This is a genomic window from Phaeodactylibacter sp. (genome assembly GCF_040219495.1).
Taxonomy (GTDB): domain Bacteria; phylum Bacteroidota; class Bacteroidia; order Chitinophagales; family Saprospiraceae; genus Phaeodactylibacter.
In genome coordinates, this window is the sequence record NZ_JAVJSK010000025.1 from 1 (window position 1) to 16,756 (window position 16,756).

At 49.5% G+C, this 16,756-nt stretch carries 17 protein-coding genes and 1 pseudogene; 11 read left to right on the forward strand and 7 right to left on the reverse strand.

Annotated features, from left to right (window positions below; all coding sequences use genetic code 11):
• Window positions 1-287: 287 nt before the first annotated feature.
• From RIC19_RS04155 to fabG, 7 genes and pseudogenes are all read left to right on the forward strand, one after another.
• Window positions 288-545, forward strand: a complete 258-nt coding sequence (locus tag RIC19_RS04155; RefSeq protein ID WP_350177030.1) for a type II toxin-antitoxin system Phd/YefM family antitoxin — start codon at window positions 288-290, stop codon at window positions 543-545.
• 11 nt (window positions 546-556) lie between these two features.
• Window positions 557-832: a Txe/YoeB family addiction module toxin gene (locus RIC19_RS04160; RefSeq protein ID WP_350177031.1), complete on the forward strand. Its 276-nt coding sequence runs from the start codon at window positions 557-559 to the stop codon at window positions 830-832.
• Window positions 833-1,064: 232 nt separating this feature from the next.
• Window positions 1,065-1,223 carry a hypothetical protein gene (locus RIC19_RS04165; protein ID WP_350177032.1) on the forward strand — a complete coding sequence of 53 codons (159 nt, stop codon included), beginning with the start codon at window positions 1,065-1,067 and terminating at the stop codon, window positions 1,221-1,223.
• Window positions 1,224-1,228: 5 nt separating this feature from the next.
• Window positions 1,229-1,603 (forward strand): annotated as a pseudogene (tnpA, locus tag RIC19_RS04170) (IS200/IS605 family transposase).
• Between the two features lie 181 nt (window positions 1,604-1,784).
• Window positions 1,785-2,027, forward strand: coding sequence for a hypothetical protein (locus RIC19_RS04175; protein WP_350177033.1), 243 nt, complete (start codon window positions 1,785-1,787; stop codon window positions 2,025-2,027).
• A gap of 4 nt (window positions 2,028-2,031) precedes the next feature.
• The gene (locus RIC19_RS04180) at window positions 2,032-2,298 is read left to right on the forward strand and encodes a PIN domain-containing protein (RefSeq protein WP_350177034.1); all 267 of its coding nucleotides are present in this window, start codon (window positions 2,032-2,034) and stop codon (window positions 2,296-2,298) included.
• A 403-nt stretch (window positions 2,299-2,701) separates the two neighbouring features.
• Window positions 2,702-3,448 (forward strand): 3-oxoacyl-[acyl-carrier-protein] reductase, encoded by a 747-nt coding sequence (gene fabG / locus RIC19_RS04185; protein ID WP_350177035.1) that lies wholly within the window; start codon window positions 2,702-2,704, stop codon window positions 3,446-3,448.
• Window positions 3,449-3,588: 140 nt separating this feature from the next.
• Here the strand turns inward: fabG and RIC19_RS04190 are convergent, their stop codons facing one another.
• A complete protein-coding gene (locus tag RIC19_RS04190) occupies window positions 3,589-3,909 on the reverse strand; it encodes a hypothetical protein (protein WP_350177036.1) in 321 nt (106 codons plus the stop codon).
• 839 nt (window positions 3,910-4,748) lie between these two features.
• On the opposite strand from RIC19_RS04190, the gene RIC19_RS04195 reads away from it, so the two are divergent.
• The gene (locus RIC19_RS04195) at window positions 4,749-6,302 is read left to right on the forward strand and encodes a C1 family peptidase (RefSeq protein ID WP_350177037.1); all 1,554 of its coding nucleotides are present in this window, start codon (window positions 4,749-4,751) and stop codon (window positions 6,300-6,302) included.
• 267 nt (window positions 6,303-6,569) lie between these two features.
• Here RIC19_RS04195 and RIC19_RS04200 read toward each other — a convergent pair whose 3' ends face one another.
• Window positions 6,570-7,166, reverse strand: coding sequence for an outer membrane beta-barrel protein (locus tag RIC19_RS04200; protein WP_350177038.1), 597 nt, complete (start codon window positions 7,164-7,166; stop codon window positions 6,570-6,572).
• Between the two features lie 201 nt (window positions 7,167-7,367).
• Here RIC19_RS04200 and uvrC point away from each other — a divergent pair, with 201 nt between their 5' ends.
• Window positions 7,368-9,182, forward strand: a complete 1,815-nt coding sequence (gene uvrC, locus RIC19_RS04205; protein WP_350177039.1) for an excinuclease ABC subunit UvrC — start codon at window positions 7,368-7,370, stop codon at window positions 9,180-9,182.
• A 112-nt stretch (window positions 9,183-9,294) separates the two neighbouring features.
• Complete coding sequence (locus RIC19_RS04210; protein ID WP_350177040.1) at window positions 9,295-10,527, forward strand: protoporphyrinogen/coproporphyrinogen oxidase; 1,233 nt, start codon at window positions 9,295-9,297, stop codon at window positions 10,525-10,527.
• A 232-nt stretch (window positions 10,528-10,759) separates the two neighbouring features.
• On the opposite strand, the gene RIC19_RS04215 is transcribed toward RIC19_RS04210, so the two are convergent.
• The 5 genes from RIC19_RS04215 to lpxD form a co-directional block, all read right to left on the reverse strand.
• On the reverse strand, window positions 10,760-11,761 hold the full coding sequence (locus RIC19_RS04215) for a fasciclin domain-containing protein (protein WP_350177041.1): 1,002 nt from the start codon (window positions 11,759-11,761) through the stop codon (window positions 10,760-10,762).
• Window positions 11,762-11,890: 129 nt separating this feature from the next.
• Window positions 11,891-12,511: an ABC transporter ATP-binding protein gene (locus RIC19_RS04220; RefSeq protein WP_350177042.1), complete on the reverse strand. Its 621-nt coding sequence runs from the start codon at window positions 12,509-12,511 to the stop codon at window positions 11,891-11,893.
• Complete coding sequence (lpxA, locus tag RIC19_RS04225) at window positions 12,501-13,319, reverse strand: acyl-ACP--UDP-N-acetylglucosamine O-acyltransferase (RefSeq protein ID WP_350177043.1); 819 nt, start codon at window positions 13,317-13,319, stop codon at window positions 12,501-12,503. The genes RIC19_RS04220 and lpxA overlap by 11 nt, the downstream gene beginning before the upstream one ends.
• A gap of 1 nt (window position 13,320) precedes the next feature.
• Window positions 13,321-14,715, reverse strand: coding sequence for a bifunctional UDP-3-O-[3-hydroxymyristoyl] N-acetylglucosamine deacetylase/3-hydroxyacyl-ACP dehydratase (locus RIC19_RS04230; protein ID WP_350177044.1), 1,395 nt, complete (start codon window positions 14,713-14,715; stop codon window positions 13,321-13,323).
• 69 nt (window positions 14,716-14,784) lie between these two features.
• Window positions 14,785-15,834 (reverse strand): UDP-3-O-(3-hydroxymyristoyl)glucosamine N-acyltransferase, encoded by a 1,050-nt coding sequence (gene lpxD / locus RIC19_RS04235; protein ID WP_350177045.1) that lies wholly within the window; start codon window positions 15,832-15,834, stop codon window positions 14,785-14,787.
• Between the two features lie 306 nt (window positions 15,835-16,140).
• Here lpxD and RIC19_RS04240 point away from each other — a divergent pair, with 306 nt between their 5' ends.
• The gene (locus tag RIC19_RS04240; protein WP_350177046.1) at window positions 16,141-16,464 is read left to right on the forward strand and encodes a hypothetical protein; all 324 of its coding nucleotides are present in this window, start codon (window positions 16,141-16,143) and stop codon (window positions 16,462-16,464) included.
• Window positions 16,465-16,756 lie beyond the last annotated feature (292 nt).

Sequence of the window (16,756 nt, forward strand, 5' to 3'; positions counted from 1 at the left end):
GAAAAACCATTGCTTTTCTATCACTGGCGAAAGGGCTACCACACTGCCTAATCCTCGTACATGAAGAGCCGTATGATGGGAGACTATCACGTACGGTTCTGTGAGAGGCTTGGGGTGAAAACCCCCTTGCCTACTCGACAAAGACAAAAACATATAAGAATTGAATATGATCTCGATAGAATAGTTAATTGCTTGTAAATCAAGCGGATGATTAAAGTTGAGACAGGATTGATCTTTAACAGAATTGTACGTATATTTGTACGAATTAACGTACAAAAACTCAAGTAATGAAAGCAGTATCAGTTTCTTCATTAAGAGCTAAAATGAAAGCTTATTTTGATTCAGTTAGTAAGTCATTGGAAGTGATTATCGTCCCAAGAAACAATAATGATGATGATGCAATTGTAATCATGTCAATAAAAGAATATAATTCGTTGAAAGAAACTGAATATCTACTCTCAACTAAAACTAATAGAAATAGACTTGAAGAATCTATTGAACAATTAAATGCCGGAAATACGGTCAAATTCAATTTTGAAGACTAATTTAGAAAATCATGATAATTGAATTTACCAATAACGGTTGGGAAGATTTTGAGTATTGGATCGAAACGGATAAGGATATTGTCAACAAAATCAAAGATTTACTCAAGTCAATAAGAAATACTCCATTCAAAGGAATCGGAAAACCAGAACCTCTTAAACATGGTTTGAAAGGTTATTGGTCAAGAAGAATCACTCAGGAGCATCGATTAGTATATAGAATAAGCGGAAAGAAAGGAGATGATCAAAAATGTTCAATTATTCAATGCCGATTTCATTATGATGATTAATTAAAAATGTAGAAATACAGCAGGTAACAATGGCTACATGCCATGCCGGTAAAAATCTTCGAGAGGGAAATGGAGATGGATAAACCCGCGCAGGCAGCAAAAGCCAGGCTTCGCCAAGATCGCCTTTTGCTGCCTGCGCTAGCACTTGTGAAATGAGACGAAAGTGGTAAATTTAGAGTCCGGCACGTCACGTAGCCGGGCCGTTGGGCACAAGCAGAAAAAATAAAAAACAATGAAGTACCAAAAATGGATAAAAAATTACGAAGAAAATTTTGAAAGATTAGTAACCGAAATTGGAGATTTAAGATATGATTCGCTTGAAATATTTTTATCGTTGTTATCGAAAAAGATTAAGGAGGATTCTGTGAAAGATGCAGAACTTGCCATGTAGTATGGGTGACCAAGTAAAGGTATAAAGTGCTGCAAGAAGAAATAAAGCACCGTTGTCGGGAGCTATTACTCCAAGACTGCGAGTCACTAGAAATAGAAGTTCTAAATGGAGTAGTAAGTAGCGATCACATCCATATGCATATAGAGTACCCAGCTAAGCATTCGATCAGCGAAATCATGAAGCAGTTTAAAGGGAGAAGTTCCCGCTTGCTTCGGAAGGAATTCCCTTCACTGAAGAAACGCTATTGGGGCCAGCATCTATGGGCAACAGGTTATGGAGCTTGGAGTACTGGGAACATCACAGACGAGATGGTTCAAGAATACTTGGAGCACCATAGAAAGTCTACGGATTCATCTCAAGACAATTTTTTGCTTGAGTAACACTAGTAGACGACTTTCAGTCGTCCGTCAAATAAACCCACCTATTTTCAATAGGTGGTAATTTATTACCATCTGACATTCAGTTAATTATGATTGTGTTTTGAAGAGTTTTACGAATAGACTGGATTCGGAACTTTGAAGTTCTTCTGTTTGTTCAACAGAAAAAAGAAAAGCTAAAGCCATGGAGAATTTGATGATTTCGAAGTACGTGAAGCTCTTTGAATTGATGTCTTTAGAACTAAGGATAGAGCTTTTATCAAGGCTGGCAGATAGTATAAAGAGTGGATACTCTGGAGATAGGGAACCTGATAAGAAAGAGTTATCACGCGAATTATTTGGTGCTTGGGCAGATATGGATGATGACATAACTGAATTAATTTATTCATCACGAACGACTTCTGATAGAGAAATCAATTTAGACTGATAAAATGGCTCAATATTTATTAGATACAGATATCTGTATAGCCTTTTTAAAAGGAAAGAACAATTTGCTCGAAAAAGCAGAGAAAGTAGGGTTTGATAATTGTTTTGTATCAGAAATTACAATTGGAGAATTAGCTTATGGAGCTTATTACAGTGATCGTATAGAAAAACATAAAGAGGAAGTAATAAAGACGAAAAAATTATTCCAAATTGTCCCAATATTCGAATGCTTGGATTTCTTTGGCAAAGAAAAAGCAAAGCTTAGAAGATAAGGTAATCTTATTCACGATTTTGACCTTTTGATAGGTGCTACAGCAGTTCATTTCGACATGATAATGGTTACAAATAATGAGAAGCACTTAAGTAGAATATCAGGTATTAAAATAGAGAATTGGATTAAAAATGAAGTAAAATAAAAACTTCCCACAATAACTAAAAGCGAAAGTCAGCTGTAAGCCAAAACTTTACGCTCTGGTGTTGCACGAAACCGGAGCCGAGCGGTGGGAGTCGTCACTATGGGGTGATCAATTGTTGTTTTGTTGGCCCGTAGGGCAAAGGCAGCGTTAGCCGGGCGTTGTTTTCCTGGTTTAGCCCAGTGGCTCCCCCGGGCAGTGCAATTCTCAATGACACCGTTTCTTACCTTTTGCCTACCTTCGCAAAAAAAAACCAACAAACATGGGACTATTAGATGGAAAAGTAGCGCTGGTTACCGGGGGCTCCCGCGGTATTGGGGCTGCGATTGTACGCCGGTTTGCAGAGCAGGGCGCCAATGTGGCTTTCACCTACCGTTCCTCAGCTGAGCAGGCCAACGCACTGGCTGCAGAACTGGAGCAACTGGGCGTTACCGCCAAAGCTTACCAATCAGACGCATCGGATTATGAGGCGGCGGAGCACCTCGCAAAAGAAGTACTGGAAGCTTTCGGGCAGGTGGATGTCCTGGTCAACAACGCCGGGATCACTAAAGACACCCTGATGCTCCGTATGACCGAAGCCCACTGGGACGATGTGATCCAAACCAACCTCAAGTCGATCTTCAACCTGACCAAGCACCTCATCCGACCGATGATGAAAAACCGCGGTGGCTCTATCATCAATATGAGCTCTATTGTGGGTATGACGGGCAATGCCGGGCAGGCAAACTACGCGGCTTCCAAGGCGGGGATTATTGGCTTCACGAAATCTATTGCCAAGGAGATGGGCTCGCGCAACATCCGTTGCAACGCCATCGCGCCCGGCTTTATTGAAACCGATATGACCGAAAGCCTCGACGAGAAAGTCAAGGAGGGCTATCTGCAGAACATCCCCATGAACCGCCTTGGTAAGGCTGAGGAGGTGGCGGATGTGTGTGTCTTCCTGGGCTCCGATTTGTCTACGTACTTGTCCGGACAGGTTATCAGTGTTTGCGGTGCACTGAATACATAACTAACCCAGGCCCTTCCGATTGAAAAGGCTCAGGAAAGGAGCCGGGGCTACAGCCCCGGCTTTTTCCAAGCAAATCGTGACAAACTTTCGTGAATTTTATGGTGAGTCTTAATCCATATATTAAGGCTCCAAACCTACCGTCATTCTTTGTATAAGGCGGCAAGCGCCTGTACGGATTTACGGGTTTGGAATAGCTGCCTTACATTGATCGTATAATGGCAACCAATAATGTCGTCGTGTCGATCGACTGCTCTGGACAGGCATAGCTTGTCTAGTTGTGCTTCCAGTACTTCTGTACTGTACTGGGTGTGCAGGGCGATGTCCATCAGTTTGCTTTTCCCGTTTTTCCGGAGAAATTCCAGAATGCGGGAAGAGACAGGACGCTCAAGGGTTTCCAAGACTTCAATAGCTCGGTCAAGTTTGTTTGTACTAACGGCTTTGATAGTGTTCCATGTGTGCATGGGTGAAAACTTTAGACAGTTTCACAATAAGGTTTCAAATAAGTGTGCATAGTTCCTGTAACCTGAATGGCTCATACTGGCTTAAATGAGCTTGAATGCAGGTCAATCTTTCAATCCGGTTGCCCGGGCAAAAGAACGGAATTCTTCAATGGGTGCTGCAACGCTAGCGCTGTAGCTTCGGTACAGTGTGAATTGAAGTTGGTGTAGTGGTTGGTATGTAATAGCCGTTGCTTAGTGTGGGATGGGGGGAGGGGGAGTGTTCAGTAGGTTTGTTTTAACAAAACTAAAAGTAAGATTTTAAATATCCTAAATTTTTGAATTAAAATTTTTCTACATACGATTGTTTGATCGTAATTTCCCAATTCGGCAAAGCCGTTTTCAAGACCGCCAAAAGCAGCATTGCCGCTTTTGGTGAGTCTAATTGACTGAAAATCAGGGATGTGTTTGTGTGCTTATTTGTTGAAGGGTAGATGAAGAGCAGGTGGGAGGAAAAGCTTTGCTCTTTTGTGTTCCCTTCTGATACGTGCACAAGGAATAAATAGTTACAACCTGATGTGAAAAAGTGACCAGTCTTTTTCTTCTCGTCTGTACTTTTGATGCAGAATCAGTACTTAGAGCGTGTTGGGACTTTTGTCTTCTAGTCGAAAACTAACCATTTTTTGGTTATACGACCTGCCTGCCAAACGGGTTTGCCAGGCAGGCAGGGGCACGAAAACCGGAGTTTAGCCTTAGCTAAATAACCTGTCCCGCAGTTTGCGGGAAGGATTTACAGGACGAAGTATGAGCAAGACCGATCACTGAAGTCCCAGCACGCTCTTAACCACAAAAAACACAAAAAAATGCCTATTAGAATGGAAAAGGACGACCCGCAACCTTCGCGGGGGAATGGTGGCAACAAGAGTGGAGGCGGAAAGGGGAACTTTCTGATCCGTTTGTTACCGCTCATCATTATGTTTTTGGTGCGCCGGCCTAAACTGATTATCCCCGCGCTCCTGATTGGGGGCGTTTGGTACTTTTTCTTTGGGGGGAGCGAAATGCTGAGCGGAGGGTATGCAGCGCCTGACCCTGAGCAAGCTGCGGCATTTTCCATTGGAGCCACACTTGACCCCCAGCAATACGACAAAGCACAGGTCTTTGAGCCGGTCAGCTATGGCTACGGAGCACAGTCGGGCCTGCCTTCCAAAGCTTCTCTGGAGCAATACGCGCCAACCCGGCGGCATCAGGGTAAGCAGGGCTCCTGTGTAGGGTGGGCCAGTGCTTATGCTGCCCGTAGTATTCTGGAAGCGCAGTCGACCGGGCAGCCTGCCGACCGGGTGTCTTTCAGCCCTGCTTACCTGTACAATCAAATTGCTCTCTCTGGCTGTCAGGGGGCCTACATGAATGAAGCGATGAAAGCCATGATGCAGTACGGTGGCCTGCCTTTTAGTGAGTTTAGCTACGACGAGCGGACTTGTACCAAGGAGCCGTCGAGCCAGCAAAAGCAAGCCGGGCAGCGCTACCGTATTCGGGGCTACGACCGCTTGTCGGTGGGGGCTTCCAATTACAAAACAGACCTCAATGGCATTAAGCAGCACATCGCTCAGGGCTATCCGGTGGTCATCGGCATGATGGTAGGGGGGACCTTTATGCAGAATATGATGGGGCAGCCGCTTTGGAAACCTTCCCAGCGTGACTATGGCATGCGGGGCTACGGCGGGCATGCCATGTGCGTTATCGGATACGATGACAACTACGAGGGCGGCGCTTTCCAGATTATGAATTCCTGGGGATCCCAGTGGGGCGATGATGGCATGGCCTGGGTGCGCTATCGAGACTTTGACCACTTTAACAAGGAAGCCTACGCCATCTACCCACAACCCTCCGCTGCGGATTCGAAGCGCATGGCGGTAGAGTTTGGCCTGTACGATACAGAAGCAAAGCAAACCCTGAAGCTGGAGCGCAAAGACGACATGACCTTCCGTGCTCAGCCCATTCAGAAAGGCGATAAATTTAAGGTGCTGATTGCCAATTCAGTGGAGTGTTACACTTACGTGTTCGGCCGGGAAACCGATGGCTCAAGCTATGTCCTCTTTCCTTATACGCCAAAGCACTCGGCATACTGTGGAGTGACCGGTACGCGCCTTTTTCCCCGCGATTACTCTATGGTCGCCGATGAAGTTGGCACGCAGGACTATATCGCAATTGTGGTGAGCAAGGAAGAGCTGAACTTTGAAGACTTCAATCAGCGGATCAACCGCAGCAAGGGCGCAACTTATGCGGCAAAGCTCCGCGATGCGCTTGGCAGTGCCCGGTCGCGTCAGGTCGAATTCAAGCAAAGTAGCAACGTGGCTTTTGAAGCCAATACCGAACAGGCCAGTGCCGTGGGCATGGTCATTGAAATCCCAAAGCAATAAAAAAGCACCGCGCCCTGGGAATGGGCAGCGGTGCAGATGTCAAACATTTAGGAAATTTGGGGCGGGGCTGCCAACGATTGGCAGCCCCATCTCAGAGCATGTTTGGAGCGGTTTCGTCATGAAAACCAAGAATTTATGGTTATGGCAAAGTCCCAACACGCTCTAAATGAAAATTTAGTGAGGAAGTCAGAGCTTGCCCCGCATTTCTGCGGGGTTCATAAAGCGTTGATTTGCAATAGCAACGAGCTCCAAACATGCTCTGAGTTGTTAAAACTTAATACCCACACTTAAACTCAGGACGTTATTGCCCCCTTCCGCATTAGCGAAGAAGTCGTCCAGGCCTATTTCGTAGTTCAGATCGGCCGTGAGGAAGAGGAAATTGACGCCTACGCCCACGTTGGCGCCCCAGGTGAAGCTGTTGAGGTCTTCCTTGTTGAAGTCGATGCCGTTTTTCTCATCGACACCTAATATATAGGTTGGCGTGACACCGCCCCGGGCCTGAATACCAATCAGCCCGTTGTCGCCAGTCAGGCGCAGCCCGATGTTCAGAGGGGCTTTCAGCGCCTGAATGGTGGTCTCATCGGAAAAAGCGATGTCATCAGGGTGCTCTACGCCTTCCACGAGGCGGGCGGTGAAGTTGTAGTAGTGCAGTCCTGGTTGCAGGTAGAGCGCTTTATCGCCCATGCGCAGGTCAACGCCCGCGTTCCAGCCCACACGGGCCTCAGCAGTGATATCCTGCAGCTGGGCTTCCACGCCGGAGAAGTTGACGCCGACTTTTGGATTGATTTGGGTCTGGGCCGTAGCAGCAACGCTGGTGATCAATGCAGCAACCGCGACGAATAGGATTTTGGCAGATGATTTCATGGCTTATCTCTTGTTGTTGTGAGGGAATAACGACCCCTATTTTACGATTCGTACCTGCCATGCGTTAAAGTGGCGTTAACCAGCACCTGTTTTTCCTAAGGAAATTCACTTTTACACCAAAAACATCAGTCAGCGTAGAACCTACCCATGCCCAAATTGATTATTTTGGTGACTTTACCTGCGGGAAATGATAAGCACTGCATGACCACAACAGATTTCAAGGCCATTTCTGATACCATACCCCGGCAGCCGGGGGTGTACCGCTTTATTGATGAGACGGATACCATCCTGTACGTTGGTAAAGCCAAGAGCCTGCGCAACCGGGTGTCTTCTTACTTCGGGCAGCGCAAAGACCGCGCCCACCGTACCCGCGTAATGGTGAAAAACGCCTACCGTATTGAATTTACAGTCGTGGAGACAGAAGCCGATGCCTTACTCCTGGAGAATACCCTCATCAAAAAACATCAGCCCCGCTATAATGTGATGCTGCGGGACGATAAGAGCTACTCTTACATCTGCATCAAAAAGGAGCGCTTCCCCCGTATGTTCATCACCCGCCGGGTCATCCGCGACGGTTCGACTTACTTCGGGCCCTACACGAGCAGGGGGCGGCTGAAGATTATCCTGGAGCTGATCAAGCGGCTTTTCCCGCTGCGCACTTGCAGCTATAATTTATCGCAAGACAACATTGAAGCAGGCAAATTTAAGGTCTGCCTGGAGTACCATATCAAAAACTGCATGGGCCCCTGCGAAGGCCTGGAAAGCGAAGCGGACTACAACGAAAAGATCGATCAGGTCCGCAATATTCTGAAGGGCAATTTCGGGGCGGTGAAAAACCACTTCAAAGGCGTGATGCAGCAGCATGCCGAAAATCTGGAATTTGAAAAAGCCCAGCAGATCAAGGAAAAACTGACGGCCTTTGAAGATTATCAGGCGAAGTCTACGGTAGTGAGCACTACCATCCGGGATGTGGACGTCTTCTCCGTGGCATCCGAAGAAAAAGAGGCTTTTGTCAACTACATCAAGGTGGTGAATGGTGCCATCATCCACACGCACACGCAGGAACTGGTCAAAAACCTGGACGACGACGATGAGGCGGGCCTGCTACAGTACGCCATCCCTGTCATCCGGGAGCGGTTCAACAGTATCGCTACCGAGATTATTCTCCCGCAGGAACTGCCCCTCGAGGATGAATCCCTGCAAGTAACCGTACCCAAGATTGGCGATAAACGCCGACTGCTCGATCTGTCTGAGAAGAACCTCAAGTACTACATGCTACAGCGGCAAAAACAGCGGGCATCAGCTCGTCGGAAGCAGACCTCCGCTGAGCGGATTCTGCGCACCATGCAGTCTGATCTGGGGATGGATGCCCTACCCCTGCACATCGAATGCTTCGACAACTCCAATATGCAAGGCAGCTATCCGGTCTCTTCCTGCGTGGTCTTCAAAAATGCCAAGCCCAGCAAAAAAGACTACCGGCATTACAACATCAAGACGGTGGTTGGCCCGGATGACTTTGCGTCTATGCGTGAAGTGGTGCACCGCCGCTACCGCCGCCTGCTGGACGAGGGGGAGTCCCTTCCGCAACTGATCATCATAGATGGGGGCAAAGGGCAGCTAAGTGCGTCAGTAGAAAGCCTGGAAACGCTGGGCATTCTCGACAAAGTAACGATTGTCGGTATCGCGAAGCGGCTGGAGGAAATCTACTTTCCCGGCGACTCTGTACCCTTGTATATCAATAAAAAGTCCGAATCGCTAAAGATCATTCAGCAGGCGCGGGACGAAGCCCACCGGTTTGCCATTACGTTCCACCGCAACAAGCGTTCTCAGCACTTCACAGGCTCTGAGCTTACCAAAATTCCCGGAATCGGAGAGAAGACGGCCCAAAAGCTGCTGGCGCATTTTGGCTCGGTGAAGCGGGTCAAAGACGCCCGGGCTTCTCAGATTGCCGAGGTTGCAGGATTGAATGTGGCGAAGAAAGTAAAGACCTATTTTGCCGATGCAGGCGCAGAATGATAACTTAGTGACGGAGAAAAATTGCATCATTTATTCCTGCCTGCCCGTGAGGCCACGGCCGAACAGGCAGGTCCGTCAAACCACTTAGTACCTCCAAACCCAAAAGAATACCATGTCTGAGACCATCATCATCGGAGCCGGACTAGCGGGCCTTACAGCCGCCAACTATCTTCACCAAAAAGGGAAGCCCTTTCTATTGCTCGAAGCCTCCGATCGGGTAGGCGGACGGGTGAAAACCACCGAAAAGCAAGGCTTTTTGCTGGACCACGGCTTTCAGGTATTGGCCACCGCCTATCCGGAAGCCCGGGCCCTGCTCGATTACAAAAAGCTGGATTTGAAGCCGTTTCTGCCCGGGGCGATGCTCCTGCAGCCGGATGGCAGCCGCGACCGGATTGGCGATCCGCTCCGCGACTGGAGTAGCCTGTTGCCTACCCTGTTTGCCAAAGCAGGCGGACTGGGGAGCAAGTTGGGTATTCTTCAACTGCGCAACCGCCTGAAGGAAATGTCGCAGGAGGCGATCTTTCAACAGCCGGAAATGACCACCGCTCAGGCACTGGAAAAGGAGTACGGTTTCGAGAGCCGTACGGTTAGCCGGTTCTTTAAGCCTTTCTATAGCGGTATTTTCCTGGAAAAAGACCTGGAAACCAGCCGCCGGATGTTTGATTTCGTCTTCAAGATGTTTGCAGAAGGTGCGGTCGCGGTCCCAAATAAAGGCATGCAGCAAATCCCTTTGCAGCTCGCTGCTAATTTACCGGAGCACAGTATCCGGCTGAATTGCAAGGCCGAGCAGGTGGAGGAAGGAAAGGTCTTCCTCGAAAACGGGGAAGTGCTGAGCGCCCAAAACATCGTACTGGCCACGGAGGCCACCGGGCTGGTCCGTAAGTACCTGCCATTGGTCAATACGGCCTATCAGTCCACGACACATGTGCATTTCACCACTAGCCATGCCCCGGTTACCCAACCGATTATTGCCCTGAACACAAGAGGGGGTGACCTGGTCAACAGCATTACGGCGATCAGTCAGGTTGCACCGGGTTATGCGCCTTCCGGCAAAATCCTGCTGTCGGTTTCTATTGTCGGGCAAACGGAGCTGGACGATGTTAGCCTGGTAGGCAAAGTCCGGGGCGAGTTGCAGCACTGGTTTGGGGCAGCGGTCAATGAATGGGATTTGCTGGATATCCGGACGGTGCCCTACGCGCTGCCGGCACAGCGGCATGTCCAACACCATGCTGACTTGTCGGTAGGTGAAGGGCTCTACGCTATCGGTGACCACCTGCTCAACGGCTCCATCAATGCCGCTATGCGGACCGGGCGTTTGGTTGCTGAAAAAATTTTAGAAGCGTAGGGGTGATATGTGTTGGTTTATGAGTGGGAAGTACAGGGAGCAGCCCGTCCTGTAATGGGCTGAGGAAGCCCAATCGTATGGTTTTGCGGATAAGGTGCTGGGCGATATACTATAGCGAATGTAGTCGGAAAAATCAAGTGGAGATGAAGGTAAACATAAGGCAGGAGCCACCCCGGAATGTAGTATTCCGGAGTGGCTCCTGACCGTATTATGCGCTTTTAATCTACGCCAGTTAAGGCATGACCACCGCATCAATAGCGTGGATGATGCCGTTCGAGGCATTCACATCTGTCACGACTACCGTGGCGGCGTTGCCCTGAGCATCGGTAAGGATAACCTTGCCATCCTGTATAGTGGCTGCCAGGTTGCCACCATTAACAGTAGGGATGGTGTAAGTACTATTTTCCGCACTTTTAATGGCATTAGTGAGTGTCTTGGCATCTACTTTTCCAGCGACTACGTGGTAGGTAAGAATCCCTGCCAGCTGCTCCTGATTTTCGGGCTTAAGCAGGCTTTCCACGGTACCTTCCGGTAGTGCTGCAAAGGCTGCATTGACCGGTGCAAATACGGTGAATGGCCCTTCTCCCTGTAGTGTTTCCACTAAGTTGGCGGCCTGTACGGCAGCCACCAGAGTGCTGAATTGCTCATTATTCATGGCTACCGTGACAATATCCGGGGTAGACAACAGGGCGGCCGGGTCAACTCCTTCGGGCAACAGGACCTCATCGATGAGGTGAATGACGCCGTTTGAAGCCATCAGGTCTGCACTCGTGACGGAGGCGGAATTGCCCTGTGGGTCTTTCAGTACCACTGCGCCGTCCTCAAGTGTGGCAATGAGCGGGCTACCGTGGAGGGTCTGCAGCGTGGAGCTTTCCTGCCCCATTTCGATTGCGGAGGTAATATCTGAGGCTTGGAGTTTGGAGCTGACCACGTGGTAGCGCAGAATAGCTGCAAGCACCTCTTTGTGCTCAGGTTGGAACAAGGCTTCCCGGATTTCTGTCGGCAGGGCTTCAAAAGCTTCGTTGGTCGGTGCGAATACCGTGAACGGGCCTTCTCCTTCCAATGCGGAGGTCAGGTCGGCGGCAGTCAGGGCTTCTACCAGCGTACTGACCTGATCATTGGCCCCGGCAATTTGCACGATATTTTCTGTTGGAGCAGGTGTTCCGCAAGCCTGAAGCATCAGCGCTAAGGAACAGGCAGCCAAAATGGCTTTAAGGTTGAAATGGGTCTTCATAGTCTACTAATTGTGGTTTACTAATGGTTTACTAATGCGAAGCCATGCGCGACTTCAAAGCCACAACAGTAAAGCGGTGCTTATGTTCTGCCCGGACAGGAATGGGAGGCAGGGCGGTGAGCCGGAGGCTTAGGGCTTGTATTGCAGGATATCGATGCGCTCCTCACAGAAGTCAAAGTCGACTTCTACATTGGAAGCAATAACCAGAGTGCGCTCGTTGGCATAATCTTCAATGAGCTGCCGGTACCACTGTACGCCTTCAGTATCCAGGTTGGTGGTGGGCTCGTCCAGCAGCAGGTAGGGCGTGTCTGAAAGAATGGCCAGGGCAAGTTTAAGCCGCTGTTTCATCCCCGATGAGAAGTTGCGGATGAGCTTGCGGCGGGCTTTTTTAAAACCAAGAATACCATAGATGTCATCGGGTTGCAGTTGCTTCTGAAAGGGCTTAAACCGTTTGTGAAACTCGAGTGCCTCTATTAATGTGAGTTCTTCAATGAGCTCAATGTAAGGTGCGGCATAAGCCAGGTGTTGGTAGACCTCGCTGACAGGAAGGGGCTTACTATTTAAGCTGAATTGAATTTTGCCTCTGGAGGGCGTCAGGTGCCCGGAAAGCATCTTCATCAGGGTGGACTTTCCTGATCCGTTTGGTCCGGTGATGGCATAACGCTGTGCCGGGTGGATGGTCAGCGCCACGCCTCTCATGATCCATTCCATTTTGTAGCGCTTACCCACGCCCGCTAATTCAATCTTCATCCGGATTTTTTCCGTTCAGTTGCTGAAAGCCCCGCATGATGCCCGGGTCGGCGCTCTTGATGAAGTCCAGGATGGCATCGCGCTCGTCGGTGGGCTCCAGGGAGTCTTCAATAATCTCCAGTGCATGAGAGGTGCTGTACCCTTTGACAAACAGGATGCGGTAAATTTCCTGTATTTCGTTGATTTTTTCTGTCTTAAACTGCCGGCGGCGCAGCCCGATGCTGTTGACGCCTGCGTAGGAAAGAGGCTCCCGGGCCGCTTTTACGAAAGGCGGTACGTGTTTACGCACCAAAGATCCCCCGGCAATAAAGCTATGCTTACCGATGTGGATGAATTGCTGTACCGCAACCAGGCCTTCCAGAATAGCGAAGTCTCCAACCTGCACATGGCCCGCCAGATTGACGTTATTGGCCAGGATGACGTTATCGCCCAGTATGCAATCGTGCGCCACATGTGCGTAAGCCATCAACAGGCAGTTTTTGCCGATCCGGGTTGTATTGGCGTAAGAGGTGCCCCGGTTGACGGTCACGTACTCCCGGACGGTAGTATTATCGCCTATTTCAGCGGTGGTCTTTTCCCCTTTGAACTTCAGGTCCTGAGGGATACCGGCAATGACCGCCCCCGGGAAGATCTTACAGTTTTTGCCGATCCGTCCGCCTTCAAAGATGGTGACAGACGGGCCGATCCAGGTACCATCACCAATTTCAACGTCCTTGTCGATGTAAGCGAATGGGCCAATTGTGACATTTTGCCCAATCTTGGCTTCCGGATGAATGTAGGGTACGGCGTTGCTATTGTTCGTATTCATCTTATGAGCGCTTAACGATTTGAGCAGTCAGTTCGGCCTCTGATACAATTTTGTTGCCCACGTAGGCAGTGGCTTGCATCTGGCAGATTCCCCGGCGGATAGGGGCCATGAGTTCCATTTTGAACAGGACCGTATCGCCCGGGACGACTTTGTTTTTAAATTTAGCGTTCTCGATTTTCAAAAAGTAGGTGTCCCAGTTACCGGGGTCATCAACGGTAGACAGGGCCAGGATGCCTCCGGTCTGCGCCATGGCTTCTATTTGCAGGACGCCCGGCATGACCGGATTGCCAGGAAAGTGCCCCTGGAAGAACCCCTCGTTGAAGGTGATGTTCTTGACGCCTACGACGTGGGTGTCAGACAGCTCCGTAATTTTGTCCACCAGCAGGAAAGGGAAACGGTGGGGGAGCCATGCTGCGATTTTTACGGAATCGAACAGCGGTTCCGCGTCAGGGTCGTAGTGCGGTTTACCTTTAAGTTTGCGCTTTTCGACGAGCACTCTTTTAAGTACTTTCGTAAACTCAATATTCGGGGTATGGCCAGGCTTGGTAGCGAGGATTTTCCCTTTGATGGGCATGCCGAGGAGGGAAATATCGCCTACCACATCGAGCAGTTTATGGCGGGCCGGCTCATTTTTGAACTGCAGCTTGAGGGTGTTCAGGATGCCGTCATCATAGTCAACGGTTACGCTGGGTTTGCCGAGTTTTTCTGCCAGGCGGTCCAGTTCGTCCTGTTCAACCTTGCGGTCTACGATCACGATCGCATTATCCAGGTCACCGCCTTTGATAAGGTTCTGCTCGAAGAGGAACTCCAGTTCGTGCAAAAAGACAAAAGTCCGGCAGGGCGCAATTTCTTTGGCATAGTCCGTAGTGCCATTCAGGTGGGCGTACTGCTGGCCCAGTACGTTGGAGTTGAAGTCAATCATAGCGACTACTTCAAAGCCATCGTGCGGTAATGCGACCAGTTCGGAGCCCGTAGCTTCATCTTTGTAGAAAATGGGTTCCTCCACTACAAAGTACTCCCGGGCTTTGTCCTGTGTTTCAATACCTGCTTTTTGCAGCGCTGCCACAAAAGGGCCGGCACTGCCATCGAGAATGGGAACTTCCGGGCCGTCCAGCTGAATGAGCACATTATCGACACCCAGGCCGGAAAGTGCAGATAAGACATGCTCTACGGTATGGACTTCGGCCTGGCCTACCTTAATGGTCGTACCCCGCTGAGTGGAAACAACGCGGTTGATGTCCGCGCTCAGTACAGGCTCTTTTTCCATATCCATGCGCTGAAACTTATAGCCATGGTCAACCGGAGCCGGATGGAAAGTCAGCTTCACAGTTTTGCCGGTGTGCAGGCCTACACCTTCCACACTGACGGTATTCTTGATCGTATGTTGTTGCTCCATAAGAGTTGTAGTCAGCTGAATTTTTCTGCAAAGATAGGATTTTCGCGGATAGTACCGTTAAACGAGACCTTATTGGTCGGCTTTGGGGGGCTTCAGGGATTCCAGCTCCCGTTCTAAACGGCTGATAGTTTTATAGAGTTCCGGTAGCTTTTTGAAGACAGAGTGGGAACGGATAAAATCACGGTAAGGCATGATCGGTGAGCCAAACCAGGCCTGATTCGGTTCTTTAATGTGTCCGGCGATGCCGCTCTGCGCCTGTATCTGTGAGCCATCTGCGATTTCTACGTGTCCGGCGAACCCTACCTGCCCGCCAATACGGCAATATTTGCCAATTTTGGTACTGCCGGCGATGCCACTTTGTGCCGCGATGACGGTATGAGCACCAATTTCCACATTATGCCCCACCTGTATCAGGTTGTCGAGCTTTACCCCTTCCCGGATGATGGTGCTGCCCATCGTGGCCCGGTCGATGGTCGTATTGGCACCAATTTCCACCTCGTCTTCAATGACGACATTCCCAACATGGACGATTTTATCATAGCTCCGGTCTTCTTTTGGGGCAAACCCAAAGCCATCACTGCCGATCACCGCGTTGGCATGAATAATGCAATTCCGGCCCACCTCACAGCGGTCCAGGATTCGGGCACCGGGATAGATCAGTGTATTCGGGCCGATTTTGGCCCCTTTGCCGATGTAGGCCTGCCCCATGATGATCGCACCCTCTCCAACCTGAGCTCCAGCCTCAATGATCGCAGCAGCGCCAATGCTCACCTGATTGCCGAGCATGGCTTCATCGCTGATTACAGCCGTATCAGAAATGCCGGGCGCTGGCTTTGCCTGTTGCCCAAACTGTTGCAGTAAGCGGGCAATGGAGGCGTACACATCGTCCACCCGTATCAGGGTAGCGGATACGGGTGACTTAGGTTCAAAGTCCTTGCTCACCAGTAGGACGGAGGCGGTTGTTGTATAGGCATACGATTCGTATTTCGGATTGCCGAGAAATGAGATGGTACCCTCTCCTCCTTCCTCAATTTTGCTGGGCTGGCTGACGGTTATATCGGGATTCCCCTCGAGGGTGCCTCCCAGAAAATGTGCGAGTTCTCTTGCTGTAATTTGCATCCCGCAAAGGTAATAAAAAGGCAGAAATGGCAGATACCTGTGCGTGGGATTTGAATAGGTAGTTTGGATATACGGTAGTGTCAGGGACGAAAGTAAAAACAGGCGCAGGATATCCGGAAGTCTTCATTCTAAAGCAAGTAATCTTGGTGTGTATAACAAATTGCACAAAACACAAAGGCAACCCTCTGCATTTAAGCCCTATGGCTGCTGGGGTAGAGCTTCCCGCTCTGCTCCAGCTTATCCAGGAGAGGCAAACGGCAAATGCTGCCAAGCTATTCAAAAAGTGCAATTTGTTATGCACACGCTATGGCCAGGCATGGCAATGAAAATTCAAATCTTGCTGAACACCATCTTTATGAAATCAGAGATCGTGAGTTCAATGATGTGTACAAATATGGAATTTGCGGGGACTCACTGTTGGAAGACGGGAGTTCTCCCAGGGCTTTACGCCAGGTTAAAGAGTTGAACAGAGCAGTTAGGTGGTTACGATTTTTCCATAAGGTTGTTGTCACAGGAATCTCCGGTCGCTTAAAAGCCAAAAAGTTAGAAAGTGAATATATTGATCAGCATAAAGCTAGTGCCTCAAGTCATAGATCTCTGATACTTAAGTTGAAGTTGTTTTTCGACTAATCAAGGCGAAGGTTCACGACTTTAGCCCGAGCTAAAGGAGCGGTTCTTCAACGAAGAGTAGGCGGAAAAGAACGAAACTTGGGGTGTCAAGGATTTATGGCTTGAGGCACCAGGTTCGGACATGTGCCACCGGGCAATGATGCATTTGAAGAGTAAACGTCCGAGCAACCCCGTATTGCCTGCGCCAGTCGCAAGCGCGACCTTTGTCGAAAAAGGCAAGAGATGAAAAACAATGGCCGCGCCGAAGAGATGGCGCAACTTTTAGAAGAGCAAGCTTCTTCAGGCATGAGCA

Coding starts and splice junctions, on each gene's coding strand:
- RIC19_RS04155 (WP_350177030.1), top strand. CDS start 288: ATGAAAGCAGTATCAGTTTCTTCATTAAGAGCTAAAATGAAAGCTTAT.
- RIC19_RS04160 (WP_350177031.1), top strand. CDS start 557: ATGATAATTGAATTTACCAATAACGGTTGGGAAGATTTTGAGTATTGG.
- RIC19_RS04165 (WP_350177032.1), top strand. CDS start 1,065: ATGAAGTACCAAAAATGGATAAAAAATTACGAAGAAAATTTTGAAAGA.
- RIC19_RS04175 (WP_350177033.1), top strand. CDS start 1,785: ATGGAGAATTTGATGATTTCGAAGTACGTGAAGCTCTTTGAATTGATG.
- RIC19_RS04180 (WP_350177034.1), top strand. CDS start 2,032: ATGGCTCAATATTTATTAGATACAGATATCTGTATAGCCTTTTTAAAA.
- fabG (WP_350177035.1), top strand. CDS start 2,702: ATGGGACTATTAGATGGAAAAGTAGCGCTGGTTACCGGGGGCTCCCGC.
- RIC19_RS04190 (WP_350177036.1), bottom strand. CDS start 3,909: ATGCACACATGGAACACTATCAAAGCCGTTAGTACAAACAAACTTGAC.
- RIC19_RS04195 (WP_350177037.1), top strand. CDS start 4,749: ATGCCTATTAGAATGGAAAAGGACGACCCGCAACCTTCGCGGGGGAAT.
- RIC19_RS04200 (WP_350177038.1), bottom strand. CDS start 7,166: ATGAAATCATCTGCCAAAATCCTATTCGTCGCGGTTGCTGCATTGATC.
- uvrC (WP_350177039.1), top strand. CDS start 7,368: ATGACCACAACAGATTTCAAGGCCATTTCTGATACCATACCCCGGCAG.
- RIC19_RS04210 (WP_350177040.1), top strand. CDS start 9,295: ATGTCTGAGACCATCATCATCGGAGCCGGACTAGCGGGCCTTACAGCC.
- RIC19_RS04215 (WP_350177041.1), bottom strand. CDS start 11,761: ATGAAGACCCATTTCAACCTTAAAGCCATTTTGGCTGCCTGTTCCTTA.
- RIC19_RS04220 (WP_350177042.1), bottom strand. CDS start 12,511: ATGAAGATTGAATTAGCGGGCGTGGGTAAGCGCTACAAAATGGAATGG.
- lpxA (WP_350177043.1), bottom strand. CDS start 13,319: ATGAATACGAACAATAGCAACGCCGTACCCTACATTCATCCGGAAGCC.
- RIC19_RS04230 (WP_350177044.1), bottom strand. CDS start 14,715: ATGGAGCAACAACATACGATCAAGAATACCGTCAGTGTGGAAGGTGTA.
- lpxD (WP_350177045.1), bottom strand. CDS start 15,834: ATGCAAATTACAGCAAGAGAACTCGCACATTTTCTGGGAGGCACCCTC.
- RIC19_RS04240 (WP_350177046.1), top strand. CDS start 16,141: ATGGCCAGGCATGGCAATGAAAATTCAAATCTTGCTGAACACCATCTT.